Origin of the sequence: Pseudomonas synxantha BG33R, assembly GCF_000263715.2 — a bacterium.
Taxonomy (GTDB): domain Bacteria; phylum Pseudomonadota; class Gammaproteobacteria; order Pseudomonadales; family Pseudomonadaceae; genus Aquipseudomonas; species Aquipseudomonas synxantha_A.
This window is the reverse complement of record NZ_CM001514.1, coordinates 5,248,983-5,265,497: the sequence shown is the minus strand read 5'-3', so window position 1 is coordinate 5,265,497 and position 16,515 is coordinate 5,248,983. Positions and strand designations below refer to the sequence as shown.

Below are 16,515 nucleotides of genomic sequence, written 5' to 3'. Positions count from 1 at the left end.
GGTGGTTCTGTATGGAAGGGCCATCGCTCAACGGATAAAAGGTACTCCGGGGATAACAGGCTGATACCGCCCAAGAGTTCATATCGACGGCGGTGTTTGGCACCTCGATGTCGGCTCATCACATCCTGGGGCTGAAGCCGGTCCCAAGGGTATGGCTGTTCGCCATTTAAAGTGGTACGCGAGCTGGGTTTAGAACGTCGTGAGACAGTTCGGTCCCTATCTGCCGTGGACGTTTGAGATTTGAGAGGGGCTGCTCCTAGTACGAGAGGACCGGAGTGGACGAACCTCTGGTGTTCCGGTTGTCACGCCAGTGGCATTGCCGGGTAGCTATGTTCGGAATAGATAACCGCTGAAAGCATCTAAGCGGGAAACTAGCCTCAAGATGAGATCTCACTGGAACCTTGAGTTCCCTGAAGGGCCGTCGAAGACTACGACGTTGATAGGTTGGGTGTGTAAGCGCTGTGAGGCGTTGAGCTAACCAATACTAATTGCCCGTGAGGCTTGACCATATAACACCCAAGCAATTTGTTTCTCGAAAGAGCATCAGATTGCGGTGTGTGAAGACGCAATGAACCGAAAGTTCGACGCTCACAAAACACCGAAAGCTGTCACATACCCAATTTGCTGAAGCGAGACCAACTGGTCACGACTCAGTACCCGAATTTCTTGACGACCATAGAGCATTGGAACCACCTGATCCCATCCCGAACTCAGTAGTGAAACGATGCATCGCCGATGGTAGTGTGGGGTTTCCCCATGTGAGAGTAGGTCATCGTCAAGATTAAATTCTGAAACCCCTGTTTGCTAACGCAAACAGGGGTTTTGTTTTGGGCGGTCGAAAAGCGTCCACCCTGTTTTGCGCACGCCTGTCAGGCTGTGTCCGCCCCATGCACCACAGTGCTAAAGTCCACCCCTCGATTTTGCTTTTCCCAAGGAAGCCGTTATGCCGGACGCAACGTCCCTCAGCCCTGGATTCATGGTGGTTCACGGTAACCGCCTGGACGAACTGCGCAGCCTGGTGGTCAGCTGGATGCGCCGTTATCCACTGGCACCTTTGGAAAACGAAATCGCGTTGGTACAAAGCAACGGCATCGCCCAATGGCTCAAGCTGGCCTTGGCTGAAGATCCGCAAGAAGATGATATGGGCGGCTGCGGCATTGCCGCAGCAATCGACGTGCAACTGCCTGGCAGCTTTATGTGGCAGCTCTACCGCATGGTCCTGGGCCGTGATGAAATTCCACCCAAGTCCCTGCTCGATAAAGCCCCGCTGACCTGGCGTCTTATGCGCCTGTTACCCGAACTGATTGGCCAGCCGCATTTTGAGCCCCTACAGCGCTTCCTGACTCAAGACACCGACCTGCGCAAACGCTACCAACTTGCCGAGCGCTTGGCCGATTTGTTCGACCAATACCAGGTCTACCGCGCTGATTGGCTGGAAGACTGGGCCGCAGGTCGGCACCAACTGCGCAATGGTCGAGGCGAATCCAAGCCCCTCAACCCTGCCAACTGCTGGCAAGCCGAGTTATGGCGTGCGCTGCTGCTGGATGTAGGAGAGGAGGGCATGGCTGAAAGCCGAGCCGGCGTTCACCAGCGCTTCATCGAGCGCATCAACAGCCTTGAGCAAGCGCCGCCCGGCTTGCCTTCCCGGGTGATTGTATTCGGCATTTCATCACTGCCGGCCCAAGCACTGGAAGCCCTCGCTGGCCTGGCCCGTTTCAGCCAGGTCCTGCTCTGTGTACATAACCCTTGCCGCCATCATTGGTCCGACATCGTCGCCGACAAGGATTTACTGCGTAATGAATACAAGCGCCAGGCGCGCAAAGCCGGTATGCCGGTCACTATCGATCCTCAAACCTTGCACCAGCACGCCCATCCGCTACTGGCAGCCTGGGGCAAGCAGGGCCGTGATTACATCAGTTTGTTGGACAGCTACGATGACCCCAACAGCTACCGCGCCGCCTTTCGCGATGGGCGAATCGATCTGTTCAGTGACAGCGAACCCACCACGCTGCTCAACCAGCTCCAGGACGATATCCTCGAACTGCGCCCGCTGAATGAAACCCGCGAACTGTGGCCCGCTGTTGATCTGGAGCATGATACGTCCATCCGGTTCCACATCGCCCACAGCGCCCAGCGCGAAGTGGAAATCCTCCACGACCAATTGCTCCAACGCTTCAGCGCCGATCCAACGTTGCGCCCTCGGGACATCATCGTCATGGTTCCCGACATCGACAGCTACGCGCCGCACATCCGCGCGGTCTTCGGCCAGCTTGAGCGAAATGACCCACGCTTCATCCCCTTTACCCTGACAGACCAAGGCCAACGCGGCCGCGACCCGCTACTGATCGCCGTCGAACATCTGCTCAAGCTTCCCGACAGTCGTTTCCCCGTCAGTGAAATCCTCGACCTGCTCGACGTTCCCGCCCTGCGTGAGCGTTTTGCTATCAAAGAGCGCGACCTGCCCACCCTGCATCGCTGGATCGAAGGTGCCGGTATCCGCTGGGGGCTGAACGCCGAACAACGTGTCGGTTTGGGTCTACCCACAGATCTGGAACAAAACAGCTGGCGATTCGGCCTGCGCCGTATGTTGCTGGGCTATGCAGTCGGCACTGGCATGGCCTGTGAAGGTATTGAGCCCTACGACGAAATCGGCGGCCTCGATGCGGCATTGATCGGCCCGCTGGTCGCCCTGCTCGACGCCTTGAATGATGCCCATCAGGCGTTATCACAACCGGCTGCTCCCAGGGTGTGGGGCGAGCGATTGCAACGCTTGATGCAGCTGTTCTTCCTGCCCAGCAGCGAGCACGATGACTACCTCTTGGGCCAGCTTGAGCAACTGAGAGAGACCTGGCTGGAAACCTGCGAATCCGTTGGCTTGCAGGACGAGTTACCGCTTACGGTCGTCCGTGAGGCATGGCTGGCCGGATTGGATCAGGGCCGCTTGTCCCAGCGCTTTCTCGCCGGAGCTGTCAATTTTTGTACCCTGATGCCCATGCGTGCGATCCCGTTCAAGCTGGTCTGCCTGCTCGGCATGAACGACGGCGACTACCCACGAGCACAACCGCCGCTGGACTTCGACCTGATGGGCAGCGACTACCGTCCCGGTGACCGTTCGCGCCGCGAAGACGACCGCTACTTACTGCTCGAAGCGCTGCTCTCGGCCCGCGACCAGCTCTATATCAGTTGGGTTGGCCGCAGCATCCGCGATAACAGCGATCGCCCTGCCTCGGTATTGATCGGCCAGTTGCGCGACCACCTCGCCAGCGGCTGGCAGCACGCCGGCAGCGATAAGCCGCTGATCGACGCAATGACCCAGGAACACCCGCTCCAACCCTTCAGCGCCCGCTACTTCCATGAGGGCGATCCACTGTTCAGCTACGCCCGCGAATGGCAATTGCTGCATGAAGCGCGGGATGTCATGCCCCCAGCGAATGTATTGCTGCAGCATCAACAGGAAGAACCCCTGAGCCTCGGTCAGTTGCAGGACTTCTTGCGCAACCCGGTCAAACATTTCTTCAGCCAGCGTCTGAAAGTATTCTTCGAAGCCGCAGAAGTGCCTCTGGCTGACGAAGAACCCTTCGTCCTCGACGCACTGCAGCGCTATAGCCTCAGCGACAGTCTGCTAAATGCTGCACTGACCCACCCCGATCACCTCGACCAGGCCCTCAACGCCCAAGCCCTGCGTTTGCAGGGCAGTGGCCTGTTGCCGATGGTCGGTTTCGGTGAGTGCCTGCGTAAGGAGTTGATCGAGCCGTTGCCGGATCTGGTGCAGCGCTATCAACAGCTTCTGGCGCTGTGGCCGACCCCACATACCGGCGCTGAACCTATCACTTTTGAGTATCGAGGCATTCAGTTGGAAGGTTGGATCAGCGGCTTGCATCGCCGCAGCGATGGCGGCCTGTTAAGCGTTACCACCATCCCCAACAGCATTGGCTCGATCAAGACACGCAAGTGGCATCGCTTGATCCGCCCTTGGGTCAACCATGTGGTGGCCTGCGCCTGTGGCCTGCCATTGAGTACCGGCCTGGTAGCAAGTGACGACACCTTGCTGCTCGAGCCGTTGGATAAACCTACTGCCCAGGAAATCCTCGGCAACCTGCTGCTGGCTTGGCACACCGGTATGAGCACACCGCTGCCCGTTGCAGTAAAAACCGCTTTCGCCTGGCTCGGCCAAACTGACCCCGCCAAGGCCCAAGCCGCGGCCAGCAAAGCTTACGAAGGCGATGGCATCACCACTGACGGCGAACGCCGCGAAACGCCTGCTCTCACGCGGCAATTTCCCGACTACGCGGCGTTGGTCGCCAGTGAGGAATTCGAAGGCTGGTGCGAAACCCTGTATCGTCCGCTCATCAACGCACCATGGCGATCGCTTTCCAGCGCGGAGGCCAGCGCATGATCGGCAAACCCTTGGCCCTGGCATTCCCGCTTAAAGGCAGCCAGTTGATTGAAGCCAGTGCCGGCACTGGCAAGACCTTCACCATCTCTGCGTTATACCTGCGCCTGGTGCTCGGCCATGGTGGTGATGAGTCCGGCTTCGGCCGCGAACTGCTGCCGCCGCAAATTCTCGTCGTCACGTTCACCGATGCGGCCACCAAGGAGCTGCGTGAACGCATCCGCATCCGCCTGGCCGAAGCTGCGCGCTTCTTTCGCGACGAAATCGAACAGCCCGATGCGTTGATCGCCGACCTGCGCGAGCAATACGCCCCGCAGCAATGGCCGGCCTGCGCCAACCGCCTGGACATCGCCGCGCAATGGATGGATGAAGCGGCGGTCTCGACTATCCACAGCTGGTGCCAGCGTATGTTGCGTGAACATGCGTTCGACAGTGGCAGCCTGTTCACCCAGACCCTGGAAACTGACCATAGCGACCTGCTGGGCGAAGTGCTGCGCGATTACTGGCGATTGTTCTGCTACCCGATGCACGACGATGCGCTCAACTGGGTGCGCAACAATTGGGGCGGCCCCGCGGCGCTGATGCCAAGGGTGCGTGCGCTGTTCGGCAGCGAGCGGCCCACCGACGAAAGTCGCGAGCCGGCCGAACTGATCAACGCTTGTTTGCAAGAGCGTCGCGCCGCGCTGACGACCCTCAAGGCACCCTGGCAACAATGGGCCGCCGAGCTGCGCGATATCTGCCTGCAAGCCGTCGCCGCCAAAACGGTCGATGGGCGCAAGATGCAAGCGCGCTACTTCGAACCCTGGTTCGAAAAGATCAGCGCCTGGGCCGCCGATGAAACCCTGGAGCAATTGGACATCGGTACCGGCTTCACGCGCCTGACGCCCGAGGGCATGGCCGAAGCCTGGAAGGGCGAACCGCCGCAGCACCCGGGGATCGAGGCGATGGCCGGCCTCAAAGCCAGCCTTGACGCCTTGCCAACGCCAGACGCAGCGGTATTGCAACATGCTGCCGGCTGGGTGGGTAAACGCTTCGAAGAAGAGAAGCGTCGCCGCGCTGAAATGGGCTTCGACGACATGCTGATCCGCCTCAACGCGGCCCTTCAGGCAGACGGTGGCGAGCGCCTGGCCAGTGTGATCCGTGAGCAATTCCCGGTGGCACTGATTGATGAATTTCAAGACACCGACCCGGTGCAATACAGCATCTTCGACAGCATCTACCGCATCGACGAAAACCACCTGGACAGTGGCCTGTTCTTGATCGGCGACCCCAAGCAGGCGATCTACGCCTTTCGCGGTGCCGACATCTACACCTACCTGCGCGCCCGGCAGTCCACCACCGGCCGCCATCACACCCTGGGCACCAACTTCCGTTCCAGCCATGCGATGGTCGAGGCGGTGAACCACGTGTTCCAGCGTGCGGAAACCGGCCGTGGTGCGTTTCTGTTCCGCGAGCCCAACGGCGATAACCCGGTGCCGTTTCACCCGGTACTGTCCCAGGGCCGCAGCGAGCACCTGCAGGTTGATGGCCAACCGTTGCCGGCCATGAACCTGTGGCACCTGCCTACCGACCAGCCGATTTCCACTGCGGTTTACCGTCAGCACCTGGCTGCGGCCTGCGCCACACAGATCGTCGCGTTGCTCAATGGTGGGCAGCAAGGTACAGCAGGGTTTGTAAAAGAGGGCAGTCTCAAGGGTGTATTGCCGTCGGACATCGCCATCCTCGTACGCGACGGCAAGGAAGCCCAGGCCGTGCGCGCCGAGTTGGCCAGCCGTGGCGTGCGCAGTGTGTACCTGTCGGATAAGGACTCGGTTTTCGCCGCCCAGGAAGCTCACGACCTGCTGGCCTGGCTCAAGGCCTGCGCCGAGCCGGATGTCGAGCGCCCGCTGCGCGCCGCCCTGGCCTGCGTCACCTTGAACCTGTCCCTGGCGGAGCTGGAGCGTCTGAACCAGGACGAATTGGCGGGGGAATCGCGCGTGATGCAGTTCCGTGGCTACCGCGCAATCTGGCGCACTCAAGGTGTGCTGCCGATGCTGCGTCGCCTGCTCCATGACTTCAAGCTGCCGCAAACCCTTATCGCCCGCAGTGATGGCGAGCGCGTGCTGACCAACCTGTTGCACCTCAGTGAGTTGCTGCAACAAGCCGCGTCGGAACTCGATGGTGAACAGGCGTTGATTCGCCATCTGGCCGAACACCTGGCACTGTCGGGCCAGGCCGGTGAAGAACAGATCCTGCGTCTGGAAAGCGATGAGCAACTGGTCAAGGTGGTGACCATCCACAAATCCAAGGGCCTGGAATACGACCTGGTGTTCTTGCCCTTCATCTGCTCGGCCAAACCGGTGGATGGCAGTCGCTTGCCGCTGCATTACCACGATGAACACGGCAAGTCCCAGGTGAGCCTGCGGCCAACGGCCGAGCTGATCGCCCAAGCCGATGACGAGCGTCTGGCCGAAGACCTGCGCTTGTTCTACGTGGCCTTGACCCGCGCCAAACACGCGTGCTGGTTGGGTATTGCCGACCTCAAGCGCGGCAATAACAGCAGCTCGGTCTTGCACCTGTCGGCATTGGGGTATTTGCTGGGGGGCGGGACGTCGTTGGGCGAGTCCACCGGCCTGGCGCGCTGGTTGCTGGATTTACAGGAAGGTTGCCCAGCCATCCGTTATGGCCTTGTGCCGGATATCCAGGACGTCCTGTTTCACCCGCCGCGCAATGAAGCGATGTTGCTTGCGCCGTTGCTGCCCAAACGCAAGGCTGCGGAAAACTGGTGGATTGCCTCCTACAGTGCCTTGCGCATTGGCGACAGCATGAGCGCCGCCAGCCTCGAAGCGCCGGAAAGCCCGCAGGCCCAGAAGCTGTTCGATGACGAACGCCTCGACCCCGATGCACCACGGGAAGTGGTGGCGTCCGGCGGTGATATTCACCGTTTCCCACGCGGGCCTAATCCAGGCACCTTCCTCCATGGCTTGTTGGAGTGGGCCGGTGAAGAGGGCTTCAACGTGACACCCGAGGCCATCGAAAAAGCCGTGGGCGCACGCTGTAACCGCCGCAATTGGGAAGGCTGGATCGTCACCCTCAGCGGCTGGCTGGGGCATCTGTTGCAAACGCCGTTGCCGCTGTACAACGACCACGTGACCCTCAGCGGCCTTGAGCAGTACCAGATTGAAATGGAGTTCTGGTTCGCCAGTCACACAGTCGATGTGCTCGCCCTCGACAAGCTGGTGTGTAGGCACACCCACGGCGGCGTTTCCCGTGTGGCCGCGGAGCCGGTGCTGCTCAACGGCATGTTCAAGGGCTTTATCGACCTGACGTTCGAACACGAGGGTCGCTACTACGTGGCGGACTACAAGTCCAACTGGCTCGGCCCCGACGATTCGGCCTACACCCAGCAAGCCATGGAGCAGTCGATCCTTGAGCATCGGTACGACCTGCAATATGTACTTTACCTGCTGGCCCTGCATCGCCAGCTCAAGGCACGCCTCCCCGATTATGACTACGACCAGCATGTCGGCGGCGCCTTGTACCTGTTCCTGCGTGGCACCCAGTCGGTGAGCCAGGGGGCGTATTTCACCCGGCCGCCCCGTGAGCTGATCGAAAGCCTGGACCTGTTGTTCCAGGGCAAGCCAATTGCGCCCAAGGTCGAGCCCGTCTGGGAACAAGGAGTGTTGCTATGAGCCTGTCGCCGTTACCGCTGGAGGAGCTGGCACCGCTGAGTCGCGCCGCTGACCTGGTGCAGTTGCTTGAGCGTTGGGTCGAGCGTGGCTGGTTGCGGGCCCTGGACAAAGCCTTCGTCGGCTTCCTGCACGAGCTTGATGCCCAGGCCGATCCCTTGGTGCTGCTGGCGGCCGCGTTGACCAGCCATCAACTGGGCCATGGCCACGTCTGCCTGGACCTGTTCGAAACCCTCAAGGCGCCGGACTTCGCCCTGTCTTTGCCGCCCGAAGGCGACCTGCACACCGGCGCCATGCTGCTGCCATCGCAGTTGCTGCACGGCCTGGACGGTGCCCATTGGTGTCATGCCCTGGCGGGCAGCCCACTGGTCGCGCTGGCGTTCGATGGCAGCGACGTGGCCCAGAGCCGTCCGTTGGTGTTATCCGGCAAGCGCCTGTACCTGCGCCGCTACTGGACCTACGAGCGACGGATCGACCGCGCCCTGCGCCTGCGCCTTGCGAGCGTGGAGCCCGCAGCGGCCGATTTGCCACAACGCCTCAACCGCCTGTTCGACCAACCGGCGCCGGATGGGGTGATTGATTGGCAAAAACTTGCCTGTGCGCTGGCAACCCGCGGCGCATTCAGTATCGTCACCGGCGGCCCGGGCACCGGCAAGACCACCACCGTAGTGCGCCTGCTTGCGTTGCTGCAGGCGCCCGCCGTGGAGTCCGGCAGCCCGTTGCGCATTCGCCTGGCCGCGCCCACCGGTAAAGCCGCTGCGCGCCTGACCGAATCCATCAGCCAGCAAGTGCTGTCGCTGACAGTGCCCGACAGCGTGCGGGAAAAAATCCCGACGCAGGTCACCACGGTTCACCGCCTGCTGGGCAGTCGTCCCGGTACTCGCCACTTCCGGCATCACCTCGGTAATCCATTGCCGTTGGACGTGCTGGTGGTGGATGAAGCCTCGATGATCGACCTGGAAATGATGGCCAACCTGCTCGACGCCTTGCCATCCCATGCGCGTCTGGTATTGCTGGGCGACAAGGACCAGTTGGCGTCGGTGGAAGCGGGTGCGGTACTCGGTGATTTGTGCCGCGATGCCGAAGACGGCTGGTACAGCCCGCACACTCGGCAATGGCTGCAAGCCGTCAGCGGCGAAGACCTCAGTGCCAGCGGCCTGCAAGAAGACCTCGACGGCAGCCATCCCCTGGCCCAGCAGGTGGTGATGCTGCGCTATTCACGTCGTTTCGGCGAAGGCAGCGGCATTGGCCAGCTGGCGCGCTGGGTCAACCAGCAAAATGCCGAACAGGCACGTCAGCTGTTGGCCGCAGGTCGTCATGACGACCTGTTTTGCGTCAGCCTCAAGGGCGAGCATGACTATGCCCTTGAGCGCTTGGTGCTGGACGGCCAGGGCGACGGCGCCCAAGGCTATCGCTACTACCTGAATCTGTTGCAATCGGCACGTCCACCCTTGGATACACCACGTGATGACCCGGCCTGGACGCATTGGGCGCAACAGTTGCTGCAAGCCTTCGATGCGTTCCAACTGCTCTGCGCCGTGCGCAAAGGCCCTTGGGGCGTTGAAGGGTTGAATCAGCGCATCACCGCGGCCCTGCGCAAAGTACGCCTGATCGAAGGCGACGAGCAGTGGTACGAAGGCCGTCCGGTACTGATGACCCGTAACGACTACGGCCTGGGCCTGATGAACGGCGACATCGGTATCGCGCTGAAATTGCCCGAAACCGAGGGCGGCTCCCACGTGCTGCGGGTGGCCTTCCCACGTAACGATGGTCAGGGCGGCGTACGTTTTGTGCTGCCCAGCCGCTTGAATGATGTTGAAACCGTGTATGCGATGACCGTGCACAAATCCCAGGGCTCGGAGTTCACCCATACGGCGCTGATCCTTCCGGACGCTTTGAACCCGGTGCTGACCAAAGAGTTGATCTATACCGGTATTACCCGCGCCAAGCGCTGGTTCAGCTTGATCGAGCCACGCGGTGGGGTGTTTGAGGAGGCGGTACGGCGCAAGGTCAAGCGTTTGAGCGGGCTGATGCTGGAGTTGGACGCCATGCCTGAAAAACTGACTGATAGGTCATGAAATATTTCTGATTCAGATGTCTGATTTTTCTGAAAAAATAGTAGGCCCCATGCCTGGCGTGCGGCGTGGGGTTTCCCGCCGCTGTGCTATCGTTGCGGCATCACCCTGGAAAATACCTGAGAGAAGTGCTGCATGAACGTGGCTGTCTCGCCCACAGAGCGCAGTTTGAGCTGGAGACGGATGTTGCTGGTGGCGGTTCTGTGCCTGCTCGCACCGCGCGTCTGGGCGCAGACGCCGAGCCTTGCCGAGCAGCGCGCCCAGGCGGTCACCCAGGTCGTTCTGGGCATTCTCAGCTATGCGCGATGGCCGGTGGAGCCTGCGCAATTGCGGCTGTGCATTGTCGGCCCGACTCAGTACACCGATGACCTGGTCAAAGGCACCACCCAGGCCACCGGTCGTCCGGTTCTGGTACGGCGCCTGCTGGTCGATCATCCGGATATCGTCAATGCCTGCGATGCCGTCTACATCGGCAAAATCACCCCCGACGAACGCAACCGCCTGTTTACCTCATTGATTGGCCACCCTGTACTCAGCATCAGCGAAGGGGGCGACCAGTGCACGGTGGGCAGCCTGTTCTGCCTGCGCGTCAGCGATGAGCAGGTGTCGTTCGAGGTCAACCTGGATTCCGTCGCCCGCAGCGGCGTGCGTATCCATCCCAGTGTGTTGCAGTTGTCTCGCCGTCGAGCGCCTGGCTCATGAGCCGCGATAAAGTGCGGCCGACCCTGCGCTCGGTGATTGCCCGCGGGCATATGATTCTGGCGCTGGTGGCGGTCACCCTGGCCAGTGTGTCCCTGACCCTGCTCGGCGTACTTGCCCTGCGGGTTTACGCCGAGCACAACCTGCACCTGATCGCCCGCTCCATCAACTACACCGTGGAAGCGGCCGTGGTGTTCAACGACAGCGCGGCGGCCACCGAAGCCCTGAGCCTGATCGCCTCCACCGAAGAAGTGGCCCAGGCAGAAGTATTCGATATCAACGGCAAGCTGCTGGCGCGCTGGGTTCGCCCGGAAACCGGCGTGTTGTCACGGGTCGAGTTGCAAGTAGCGCACGCGCTGCTCGAACAGCCCATCAGCCAGCCGATTCTGCGCCAAGGGCAAACCGTCGGCAGCATCCATCTGGTCGGCCACGGTGGCAGCCTGTTGCGCTTCTTGCTCAGCGGTCTGATCGGGATTCTGATCTGCACCGCCCTCAGCGCCTGGGTGGCATTGCACTTGTCGCGGCGTCTGTTAAATGGCATCACTGTGCCACTGCAACGCCTGGCCGCCGTCGCTCACGCCGCGCGCAGCGAGCGAGATTTTGACCGCCGCGTACCCTCGGCGCAGATCGCCGAACTCGACAGCCTGGGCAGCGACTTCAATGCCCTGCTCGGCGAGATGGAGGCTTGGCAGAGCCACCTGCAAAGCGAAAACGAAACCCTGGCCCACCAGGCCAGCCACGACAGCCTCACTGGCCTGCCCAACCGCGCGTTCTTCGAAGGCCGGCTGATCCGCGCCTTGCGTAGCGCCGCCAAGGTCAACGAGCGGGTGGCGGTGCTGTTTCTCGACAGCGACCGCTTCAAAGACATCAACGACAGCTTCGGTCACGCTGCTGGCGATGCCGTGCTGGTGGCTGTTGCCGATCGCGTGCGTGCGCAACTGCGCGAGGATGACCTGGTGGCACGCCTGGGCGGCGATGAATTTGCGGTATTGCTGGCGCCGCTGCACAAGGCCGAAGACGCCCACCGCATCGCCGATAAAATCATTGCCAGCATGGACGTGCCGATTCCGCTGCCAGGCGGTACCCAGGTGTTGACCTCCCTCAGTATCGGCATTGCCATTTATCCCGATCATGGCGCCACTCCCGGCACCTTGCTCAACGCCGCCGATGCGGCGATGTACCAGGCCAAACGCCTGTCTTCAGGCGGCCAGCAAACGGCGGAGTCGGAGCATCCCGTCGTCAACGTTCAACACAGGAGTTGATTCCCTTGTTCGCTAACACACGCGTTTTATTTATTTCCTTACTCGTTGCCTTTCTGGCCCTCAGCGGCTGCCAGACGCCCCCGCCCAAGGGGCTCACCCCGGCGCAAGTCGCCGTACTCAAGCAGCAAGGCTTCGAGCTGACCGACGAGGGCTGGGCCTTCGGCCTGTCCGGCAAGGTCCTGTTTGGCAGCGACGTCGAAACCCTCAATAAACCCAGCACCGACATCGTCGAACGCATCGGCCAGGCCCTGGTAGGCGCGGGCATCGAGCGCGTACGTGTCGACGGCCACACCGACGCCTCTGGCAAAGAACCCTACAACGTGGCGCTGTCCCTGCGCCGTGCAAAAAGCGTGGGCAAGGTGCTGACCCGCGTGGGTATGAAAGAAGAAAACATCCAACTGCGCGGTTTGGGCAGCAGCGAGCCGGTGGCGCCGAATACGACCCCGGCAGGCCGCACCGAGAATCGCCGGGTGTCGATTGTTGTGATCGCAGACTAAGCGGGTTCACCTTCCCCCAGCTGAAATGCATTCAATATGTGGGAGCTGGCTTGCCTGCGATGGCGGTTGATCGGTAGATATAGCTTTTGCTGATACACCGCTATCGCAGGCAAGCCAGCTCCCACATTCAGTCTGCAAACCGCATTTCCCGCGTCTGCCCCATCAACAACCCCTGATTCTGCTCCGTCACCTCCCGGATGTAATCCCACAACAACGTAATTCGCTTCAACTTCCTCAAATCCTCCCGGCAATACATCCAGAACTGCCGCGTAATCGCAATCTGCTCTCCCAGCACCGGCAACAAGCGCGGATCCTGCGCCGCCAGAAAGCACGGCAATATCGCCATCGACCGGCCCTGCTGCGCCGCCACGTACTGCGCGATCACGCTGGTACTGCGCAGGCTGGCGCTGGCGCCGGGCACGACGTTGGCCAGGTACAGCAGCTCCGAGCTGAAGGCCAGGTCATCCACGTAGCTGATAAACGGATGCTCGGCCAAATCCGCAGGTTTGCGGATTGGCGGGTGTTGGTCGAGGTAGTCCTGGGTGGCGTACAACTGCAATTTGTAGTCGCACAGTTTGCAGCACACATACGGCCCGTGTTCCGGGCGCTCCAGGGCGATGACGATGTCGGCTTCGCGCTTGGACAGGCTGATGAAGTGGGGCAGGGGCAGGATGTCTACCGAGATCGCGGGATAAGTGTCGACGAAATGGCTCAACTGCGGGGTGACGAAGAAGCTGCCGAACCCTTCGGTGCAGCCCATGCGCACATGGCCGGACAGCGCCACGCCGGAGCCGGATACCTGTTCGCAGGCCATGTGCAGCGTGCTTTCGATGGATTCGGCATAACCCAGCAACCGCTGGCCCTCGGTGGTGAGCACGAAGCCGCTGGTCCGGGATTTCTCGAACAGCAACGTACCGAGCGACACTTCCAGTGAACTGATGCGCCGCGACACGGTGGTGTAGTCCACCGCCAGGCGCTTGGCGGCCACGCTGGCCTTGCGGGTGCGCGCCACTTCGAGGAAAAACTTCAGGTCATCCCAGTTCAGGGCGCCCAGGGAGGTGATGTTTTTTTGCATATTGGACCGGCTTTTATGTGCGTTCTTATTAGAAGTTTGCACATCTATACTCCAAAAACAGTCCGAACGCCTCATTCTTCAAGGCGATTCAACGCCTTGGTTCTCTGCATAACTACAAGATTCTGGAGACCACATGAACGCATCTGCCGATATTTCCGTGCAACAGGTCAAGTTGCTGATCAACGGCGAGTGGGTCGAATCCAAGACCACCGAGTGGCAAGACATCGTCAACCCGGCCACCCAACAAGTGCTGGCCAAGGTCCCGTTTGCCACTGCCGATGAAGTCAACGCTGCCATCGACGCCGCCCATCGCGCCTTTCAGACCTGGAAGCTGACGCCGATCGGTGCGCGGATGCGCATCATGCTCAAGCTGCAAGCCCTGATCCGTGAACATTCCAAGCGTATCGCCGTGGTCCTCAGCGCCGAGCAGGGCAAGACCATTGCCGATGCCGAGGGCGATATTTTCCGTGGCCTGGAAGTGGTCGAACACGCCTGTTCCATCGGCACCCTGCAAATGGGCGAATTCGCCGAAAACGTGGCCGGTGGCGTGGACACCTACACCCTGCGCCAACCTATCGGCGTGTGCGCTGGCATCACTCCGTTCAACTTCCCGGCGATGATTCCGCTGTGGATGTTCCCGATGGCGATTGCCTGCGGTAACACCTTCGTCCTCAAGCCTTCCGAGCAAGACCCGTTGTCGACCATGCTGCTGGTAGAACTGGCGCTGGAAGCCGGCGTACCGGCCGGTGTGCTCAACGTGGTGCACGGCGGTAAGGATGTGGTGGATGCACTCTGTACTCATAAAGATATCAAGGCCGTGTCCTTCGTCGGTTCCACCGCCGTCGGCACCCATGTCTACGACCTGGCCGGCAAACACGGCAAGCGCGTTCAGTCGATGATGGGCGCCAAGAACCACGCTGTGGTGCTGCCGGATGCCAACCGTGAACACACCCTCAATGCCTTGGTCGGCGCCGGTTTCGGCGCGGCGGGCCAGCGTTGCATGGCCACCTCGGTGGTGGTGCTGGTGGGCGCATCCAGGCAGTGGCTGCCGGATCTCAAGGCCCTGGCACAAAAGCTCAAGGTCAATGCTGGCAGCGAAGCCGGCACGGATGTCGGCCCGGTGATCTCCAGGCGCGCCAAGGCACGCATCCTTGAACTGATCGAAAGCGGCGTGAAAGAAGGCGCCAAGCTGGAGCTGGATGGCCGCGATATCAAGGTGCCGGGCTTCGAACAAGGTAACTTTGTCGGCCCGACTCTGTTCTCGGGCGTGACCACCGACATGCGCATCTACACCGAGGAAATCTTCGGCCCGGTGCTGGTAGTGCTGGAAGTCGACACCCTCGACCAAGCCATCGCCCTGGTTAACGCCAACCCGTTCGGCAATGGCACGGGCCTGTTCACCCAAAGTGGTGCGGCGGCGCGTAAATTCCAGAGCGAAATCGATGTGGGCCAGGTCGGCATCAACATCCCGATTCCGGTGCCAGTGCCGTTCTTCAGCTTCACCGGCTCGCGCGGTTCCAAGCTCGGCGACCTCGGCCCGTACGGCAAGCAAGTGGTGCAGTTCTACACCCAGACCAAAACCGTCACCAGCCGCTGGTTCGATGACGACACGGTCAACGATGGCGTCAATACCACCATCAACCTGCGCTAAACCAGGGAGACGACCATGAAGATTGCATTTATCGGCCTGGGCAACATGGGCGCGCCCATGGCCCGCAACCTGATCAAGGCTGGGCACGCGCTTAACCTGTTCGACCTGAACCAGGCGGTACTCAAGGAACTCGCCGAACTGGGCGGCACCATCAGCAGCTCACCGCGTGATGCGGCCCAGGGCGCCGAACTGGTGATTACCATGCTGCCGGCCGCTGCTCACGTGCGCAGCGTATGGCTCAATGACGACGGTGTGCTCGCGGGCATCGGCAAAGGCGTCCCAGCGGTGGATTGCAGCACCATCGATCCGCAAACCATCCGTGATGTAGCGGCAGCGGCAGCGAAACAAGGCGTGGCCGTGGCCGATGCACCGGTCTCCGGTGGCACCGGCGGTGCCCAGGCCGGGACGCTGACCTTTATGGTCGGCGCCAACCCGGAATTATTCGCTACCCTGCAACCGGTGCTGGCGCAGATGGGCCGCAACATCGTGCACTGCGGCGATGTCGGCACCGGGCAAATCGCCAAGATCTGTAACAACCTGCTGCTGGGTATCAGCATGGTCGGCGTCAGTGAGGCCATGGCCCTGGGCGATGCGCTCGGCATTGATACGCAAGTGCTGGCCGGCATCATCAACAGCTCCACCGGGCGCTGCTGGAGTTCCGATACCTATAATCCCTGGCCGGGCGTGATCGAAACCGCGCCATCATCGCGTGGCTATACCGGTGGCTTTGGTGCCGACCTGATGCTCAAGGATTTGGGCCTGGCCACAGAAGCCGCACGCCAGGCGCATCAGCCGGTGATCCTCGGTGCAGTGGCCCAGCAGTTGTACCAGTCGATGAGCCAGCGCGGGGAGGGGGGTAAAGACTTCTCTGCCATCATCAATAGCTATCGCAAACCTCAATAAAGGCAAGTTCCGAGAGCCCCCTTTTGGTGGGTTCTCGGAGGTTGGCTTGTCTATGCGTTCGCAGCATTTCAGGCGCCTTGTGCACCTGCCCCCTCGATATATCCCCTAATACCTGTCCCCATCGTGATTAACAACTTTTGCTGCCTCGCATTACGCGAGCTTCGCAGCTATATGCGTTTTTATTACTAATCAACTAACTGGTTCGCATGAGCCTGTTTGAGGGGTGTACCGCCTTGAAATAAATTATTACAACTTGGAAAAGTTTGATGGTTTTTCTCGGTTTTTGATCATT

Annotated in this window: 9 protein-coding genes and 2 rRNA genes (1 of these 11 cut by a window edge); 10 read left to right on the top strand and 1 reads right to left on the bottom strand. The window is 60.9% G+C overall.

The genetic code is table 11. The features are described 5' to 3' along the window. The 8 genes from PSEBG33_RS04575 to PSEBG33_RS04610 all read left to right on the top strand — a co-directional run. Positions 1-509 (top strand): 23S ribosomal RNA (locus PSEBG33_RS04575); it begins 2,383 nt to the left of the window's first position. A 156-nt stretch (positions 510-665) separates the two neighbouring features. Next, a 5S ribosomal RNA gene (gene rrf / locus PSEBG33_RS04580) occupies positions 666-781 on the top strand. A gap of 162 nt (positions 782-943) precedes the next feature. Beyond that, a complete protein-coding gene (gene recC, locus PSEBG33_RS04585) occupies positions 944-4,396 on the top strand; it encodes an exodeoxyribonuclease V subunit gamma (protein ID WP_005791394.1) in 3,453 nt (1,150 codons plus the stop codon). Further along, positions 4,393-8,064, top strand: coding sequence for an exodeoxyribonuclease V subunit beta (gene recB / locus PSEBG33_RS04590; RefSeq protein ID WP_005791392.1), 3,672 nt, complete (start codon positions 4,393-4,395; stop codon positions 8,062-8,064). Before recC ends, recB begins: the two co-directional genes overlap by 4 nt. Next, positions 8,061-10,139: an exodeoxyribonuclease V subunit alpha gene (gene recD / locus PSEBG33_RS04595; protein ID WP_005791391.1), complete on the top strand. Its 2,079-nt coding sequence runs from the start codon at positions 8,061-8,063 to the stop codon at positions 10,137-10,139. The genes recB and recD overlap by 4 nt, the downstream gene beginning before the upstream one ends. 132 nt (positions 10,140-10,271) lie before the next feature. After that, positions 10,272-10,838 carry a YfiR family protein gene (locus PSEBG33_RS04600; protein WP_005791389.1) on the top strand — a complete coding sequence of 189 codons (567 nt, stop codon included), beginning with the start codon at positions 10,272-10,274 and terminating at the stop codon, positions 10,836-10,838. Beyond that, positions 10,835-12,097, top strand: coding sequence for a diguanylate cyclase domain-containing protein (locus tag PSEBG33_RS04605; protein ID WP_005791388.1), 1,263 nt, complete (start codon positions 10,835-10,837; stop codon positions 12,095-12,097). The genes PSEBG33_RS04600 and PSEBG33_RS04605 overlap by 4 nt, the downstream gene beginning before the upstream one ends. 5 nt (positions 12,098-12,102) lie before the next feature. Further along, a complete protein-coding gene (locus tag PSEBG33_RS04610) occupies positions 12,103-12,594 on the top strand; it encodes an OmpA family protein (protein ID WP_005791386.1) in 492 nt (163 codons plus the stop codon). A 127-nt stretch (positions 12,595-12,721) separates the two neighbouring features. Here the strand turns inward: PSEBG33_RS04610 and PSEBG33_RS04615 are convergent, their stop codons facing one another. Then, the gene (locus tag PSEBG33_RS04615; RefSeq protein ID WP_005791385.1) at positions 12,722-13,669 is read right to left on the bottom strand and encodes a LysR family transcriptional regulator; all 948 of its coding nucleotides are present in this window, start codon (positions 13,667-13,669) and stop codon (positions 12,722-12,724) included. Between the two features lie 133 nt (positions 13,670-13,802). Here PSEBG33_RS04615 and PSEBG33_RS04620 point away from each other — a divergent pair, with 133 nt between their 5' ends. Together PSEBG33_RS04620 and mmsB are read left to right on the top strand one after the other, a co-directional pair. Continuing rightward, positions 13,803-15,320, top strand: a complete 1,518-nt coding sequence (locus PSEBG33_RS04620) for a CoA-acylating methylmalonate-semialdehyde dehydrogenase (protein ID WP_005791383.1) — start codon at positions 13,803-13,805, stop codon at positions 15,318-15,320. Positions 15,321-15,335: 15 nt separating this feature from the next. Next, entirely contained in the window at positions 15,336-16,223 is an 888-nt protein-coding gene (gene mmsB, locus PSEBG33_RS04625) for a 3-hydroxyisobutyrate dehydrogenase (protein WP_005791381.1), read from the top strand. The last annotated feature ends 292 nt before the right edge of the window (positions 16,224-16,515 follow it).

Coding starts and splice junctions, on each gene's coding strand:
- PSEBG33_RS04615 (WP_005791385.1), bottom strand. CDS start 13,669: ATGCAAAAAAACATCACCTCCCTGGGCGCCCTGAACTGGGATGACCTG.
- PSEBG33_RS04605 (WP_005791388.1), top strand. CDS start 10,835: ATGAGCCGCGATAAAGTGCGGCCGACCCTGCGCTCGGTGATTGCCCGC.
- recC (WP_005791394.1), top strand. CDS start 944: ATGCCGGACGCAACGTCCCTCAGCCCTGGATTCATGGTGGTTCACGGT.
- recD (WP_005791391.1), top strand. CDS start 8,061: ATGAGCCTGTCGCCGTTACCGCTGGAGGAGCTGGCACCGCTGAGTCGC.
- mmsB (WP_005791381.1), top strand. CDS start 15,336: ATGAAGATTGCATTTATCGGCCTGGGCAACATGGGCGCGCCCATGGCC.
- recB (WP_005791392.1), top strand. CDS start 4,393: ATGATCGGCAAACCCTTGGCCCTGGCATTCCCGCTTAAAGGCAGCCAG.
- PSEBG33_RS04600 (WP_005791389.1), top strand. CDS start 10,272: ATGAACGTGGCTGTCTCGCCCACAGAGCGCAGTTTGAGCTGGAGACGG.
- PSEBG33_RS04620 (WP_005791383.1), top strand. CDS start 13,803: ATGAACGCATCTGCCGATATTTCCGTGCAACAGGTCAAGTTGCTGATC.